Annotated in this window: 6 protein-coding genes; 5 read left to right on the top strand and 1 reads right to left on the bottom strand. The window is 48.5% G+C overall.

Annotation, left to right across the window (positions count from 1 at the left end; translation table 11 throughout):
- The 5 genes from Q0256_RS05290 to Q0256_RS05270 all read left to right on the top strand — a co-directional run.
- On the top strand, nt 1–640 hold a 640-nt coding region (locus Q0256_RS05290), incomplete at its 5' end, for a diaminopimelate dehydrogenase (protein ID WP_297960794.1).
- 44 nt (nt 641–684) lie between these two features.
- The gene (locus Q0256_RS05285) at nt 685–1,674 is read left to right on the top strand and encodes a methionine ABC transporter ATP-binding protein (RefSeq protein ID WP_297960791.1); all 990 of its coding nucleotides are present in this window, start codon (nt 685–687) and stop codon (nt 1,672–1,674) included.
- Nucleotides 1,675–2,105: 431 nt separating this feature from the next.
- A complete protein-coding gene (locus Q0256_RS05280) occupies nt 2,106–2,339 on the top strand; it encodes a hypothetical protein (protein WP_291936948.1) in 234 nt (77 codons plus the stop codon).
- On the top strand, nt 2,339–3,001 hold the full coding sequence (locus tag Q0256_RS05275) for a response regulator transcription factor (protein WP_297879887.1): 663 nt from the start codon (nt 2,339–2,341) through the stop codon (nt 2,999–3,001). Before Q0256_RS05280 ends, Q0256_RS05275 begins: the two co-directional genes overlap by 1 nt.
- A complete protein-coding gene (locus Q0256_RS05270; protein WP_297960788.1) occupies nt 2,994–4,166 on the top strand; it encodes a HAMP domain-containing sensor histidine kinase in 1,173 nt (390 codons plus the stop codon). Before Q0256_RS05275 ends, Q0256_RS05270 begins: the two co-directional genes overlap by 8 nt.
- Before the next feature lie 243 nt (nt 4,167–4,409).
- Here Q0256_RS05270 and Q0256_RS05265 read toward each other — a convergent pair.
- A partial coding sequence (locus Q0256_RS05265) for a hypothetical protein (RefSeq protein ID WP_297960785.1) occupies nt 4,410–4,620 on the bottom strand: 211 nt, incomplete at its 5' end.

Raw genomic sequence — 4,620 nt, 5'->3', positions numbered from 1 at the left:
AGGCATCATCGCCGTGGGCTGGGATCCGGGGCTGTTTTCGCTAAATAGATTATTTGGCGAGAGTGTGCTAGAAAACGGCAGCAGTTATACGTTTTGGGGTAAAGGCGTGAGCCAAGGCCACTCCGACGCTATCCGCAGGATCGAGGGCGTCGTGGACGCTCGCCAATACACCGTGCCGATAGAAAGCGCCTTAGAGCGAGTTCGCGCGGGTGAAAATCCAAATTTAACTACGCGCGAAAAACACCTGCGCGAGTGCTACGTCGTAGCCAAAGAGGGCGCCGATAAAGCGCGTATCGAGCGCGAGATAAAAACGATGCCAAACTACTTCGCCGACTACGACACGAGCGTGCATTTCGTAAGTCTTGCGACGCTTAAAAAAGAGCACGGCGGCATCCCTCACGGAGGATTCGTCCTGCGAAGCGGAGCGACTGGCGAGCACGGAGAAAATAAACACTTGATCGAGTTTTCGCTAAAGCTTGACTCAAATCCCGAATTTACCGCAAGCGTGCTTGTTGCCTACGCCCGCGCGGCGTATCGCCTAGCGCAAAGGGGCGAGCGCGGCGCGTTTAGCGTATTTGACATCGCTCCGGTGCTTCTTTCGCCAAAGAGCGCGGACGAGCTAAGGCGCGAAATTTTATAAATTTCAGGAGGCGTTTCGGCGGAATTATGAACGAGGAAATCTGAGTGATAAAAATAGAAAATTTAAAGAAATTTTACGGCAAAGCCTGCGTGATCGACGATGTGAGCCTGGAGGTGAAACAGGGCGAAATTTTTGCCATCGTCGGTCGCAGCGGCGCGGGTAAAAGCACGCTGCTGCGCTGCATAAACGGCCTTGAGGACTATCAAGAAGGAAGCCTCAAAGTAGAGGGCAGGGAGGTAAGAGAGCTAAGCGCCGCGCAGATCCGCGAGCTGCGCAAAAATATCGGTATGATTTTTCAGCACTTCGCGCTGATGAGCCGCCGCAGCGTCGCGCAAAACGTCGCCACGCCGTTAGCATTTTGGGGCTATTCGAATGATCACACGAAGCGCCGCGTCGCCGAGCTTTTGGAGCTCGTGGGGCTTGCAGATAAAGCAAACGCCTATCCTAGCGAGCTTAGCGGAGGACAGAAGCAGCGCGTGGCGATCGCGCGCGCGCTTGCATTAAGCCCTAAAATTTTGCTTTCCGACGAGGCAACCTCGGCGCTTGATCCCAACACTACCGCGCAAATTTTATCGCTTCTGCGCCGCATAAACAAGACGCTCGGCATCACGATCGTGCTCGTCACGCACGAGATGGAGGTCGTAAAGGGTATCGCGCAACGAGCGATCCTGCTTAAGGGCGGGCGCGTGAGCAACTCGGGCGATATCGTCTCGCTGTTTTTGCACCCGGATGAGAATATGAAGGAGTTTTTGGGCGAGGAGGAGGTGCTGCCCGCAAGCGGCGTGAATATCAGGCTCTTTTTCCCGCCCGCGGTCGCGTTTGACAGCGTGATCACGCATATGGCGCGCGCTTTGGAGATAAATTTTAACATCGTCTGGGGCAAGCTCGAGCGCCTCGATAAAAACGTCGTCGGAAGCCTCGTGATCAACGTAGAGCCCGCACACGTCGCGCGCGTGGAGGAGTTTATCAAAAACGCGGGCGTGATCTACGAGATCGTAAGCGAGGACGAGATCAAAGGCTGCGCCGCGATCTAGGTGTGATTTCGCGCCCTGTGTGCTCGCGCCGCACTAAATTTAAGGGCTTACGCGGCATGGCGAATTTAAAAGCTCGCGCGAGGTCGCGAACTCAAAGGCTGGCTCGTCGTTTTCGATTTGGCGATCGCACCGTGGCATTACAAATTTTAATTAGTTTCGCTGGCGGTTTAAATTTCTATTTTGCCTCGATAAAATAAGCTCGGCAATGCGCTGTTGGCGTGCGCTCTGGCTAGCTTTGATTCGCGTTTAGAATTCGACTAGCCGTAGCGAGCGATTTAAATTTCAGAGATCGCGACCGACCGAGCGCATTTAAGCCGCGCCGCGTTTGAATTTACAGGCGTTTAAATTTAAATTTGAATTTTTTCGGAATTTCACACATACTTCACTTTTACGGAAGTATAATTCCGCTAATTTCTTTTAAGGAGTACGTAATGAAAAAACTTACTTTGTTTGCGCTTAGTGCGCTATTTGCTGGCACTTTTGCCGTAGCTGCCGACATGGGCATGAAAGATGAGATGAAGGACGCCAATACATCAATGCATAATGGTGCGAAAGAGATGAAGGGCGACATGAAAGATATGCACAAGGATGCTATGAAAGAGGGTAAACATATGAAGGATGAGATGAAAGGCGAAATGAAAAAAGAGATGAAAAAAGAGATGTAGTGAGTAAAATTTTACTCGTAGAGGACGATGAGACCCTTTGCGATCTCATCGGCGAATATCTAAAAGACGCGGGCTTTGACGTATGCGTTTGCAGCGACGCTCAAAGCGCCGCGGATCTTGCTTATGAACAAAAATTTGATCTTTTTATCTTTGACGTAAAAATCCCCAAAGGCGACGGATTCTCACTTTTAAAAGAGCTACGCAAGAGCGGCGATCGCACCCCTGCGATATTCGCCACGTCGCTAAATACGCTTGATGATCTTGAGGTTGGTTTTAAAAGCGGCTGCGATGATTATCTCAAAAAACCATACGAGCTAAAAGAGCTGCTGCTGCGCGTTAATTCTCTCATAAAGCGAAACTTCAGCCACAATTTTGATGATTTTGTAACTATTGACGACGAGTTTAAATTTTACTTTGCAAGCAAAGAGCTACGCAGATCGGGCGTGCCCGTCGCGCTTTCAAACAAAGAGCGCGAGCTGCTGGCGCTTTTTTTACAAAATAAAAACAGGCTTTTAAGCAAGGATGAAATTTTCTCCGCGATCTACGCTTTTGACGAAACTCCGAGCGAGGAAGCGCTGCGAACTTATATCAAAAATCTACGCCGCGTCCTAGGCGAAGAGCACATCATAAACCGCCGCAACGCAGGGTATCTGTATGTCTGAAAAGACCGCTTTAACGCTTAAAATTCTATCTTTATATCTCATTTCAAGCGCGTTGTTTTTAGGATATTTTTTCAAGATAAATTACAGGATGAACGAAGCCGCGCTGCTTTCACACAGGATAAAAGAGCTAAAAGAGATCAAAATGATGATCTATATGAAAGCGAGCATGGATGGGCTGGAATCGCTAGCGGACTTTGAGCGCGAAAAGGGCGTGAGTGCGTGTATATTTAAGCCAAACTCTGATGAAATTTACGGCTGCGGCGGTGAGCTCGGAGCACTTGATAAAGCGAAGCTAAAGGCGGAATTTATAAGTGGCGGAAGGCTAGGAATTTATGAGAATCTGCAAAATATGGAGGAGCGAAACGCCTTTTCCAAGGCTAAAATCATTCTGCTTGGAAGTAGCGTGCAGGGCGAAATTTTAACGCTTCGTATCAAAACAGCAGCGATGATGATAGCGCTTTTGGGTGTGATATTAGCCGTGGCGTTTTATCTGGTTCGGCTAGGCACAAAGCCGCTTTACGATAAGATCGACACACTAAATCGCTTCATCAAAGATAGTACCCACGAGATCAACACTCCGCTTAGCATTATTTCTATGAGCGTCGAGACAATGCGGCACGCAGAGCTTGGAGAATACAACGCCAAGCGCGTCGCTAATATCGATCTTGCCGCTAAGACGCTTTCGCGCATCTACGAGGATCTCGTGTTTTTAACCTTCGGTATGAATAAGGAGGGCGAGATTAGCTCGATCGATCTAAAGAGCCTCGTCGCTTCGCGCTGCGAATATTTCGCGCCGTTTATTCAAAAACGTAGACTAAGCCTTAAAACCGATCTTTCAGATGCGAGCATGAGCGCGAACGTCTATGAAATTTCGCGCCTGATCGACAATCTGCTAAGCAATGCCGTAAAATACGCCGATGCAGGCGGCTACGTGGATGTGCGGCTAAGGCGCGGCGAGCTGGCGATCTCAAACAGCGGCGAGGGGATCGATAAGAAAAAAGGCGACGAAATTTTCAGGCGCTTTGCGCGCTTTAACTCAAGCGAGGGCGGCTTTGGCATCGGGCTTAGTATCGTAAGCGAGGTCTGCAAAAAATACTCCTTTTCTATCTCCTACGACAGCGTGCCGGGCGAGATAACGACCTTCCGCCTTACGTGGCGCGAATAAAATTTTAAAATTTAGTGAAATTTAAAATTTAAAAGCAGCCGCCTGCGGTTTAAATTTAATCGTCGTTTGGTCGCTTAAATTCCGCGCAAAAAGGCTCTAATTGCCGGAGCGTTTAAATTTAATCGTCGCTTGTTTTTGTTCTAAAACGGAGCGTGGAATTTTATCAGTCGTTCGCTTTGCGCTCGTAAAATGACCCTAAAAGTTATGGGTGCGGAATTTTATTCGTCCACGATTTTATAAAATTTAGCTTTTATTTCTCGATAGATATATCCAGTGGACTATATCGCTAAGCGAAATCACGACAAGCATACTCATAAACATCGAGGTGGCTGTGAAAAACGATATCCAGCCAAATAGGCTCTCTCTGCTCGCAAAAGTAGGAAATATCCGTCCATTGCCTACTCTGTGTGGGATGCCGTTTACGGCAAAATCGGCGTAGAAATAATTGTTTAAT

This window comes from uncultured Campylobacter sp. (assembly GCF_937949835.1).
In the GTDB taxonomy this organism is placed as follows: Bacteria; Campylobacterota; Campylobacteria; order Campylobacterales; family Campylobacteraceae; genus Campylobacter_B.
This window is presented reverse-complemented; position numbering and strand designations above follow the sequence as displayed.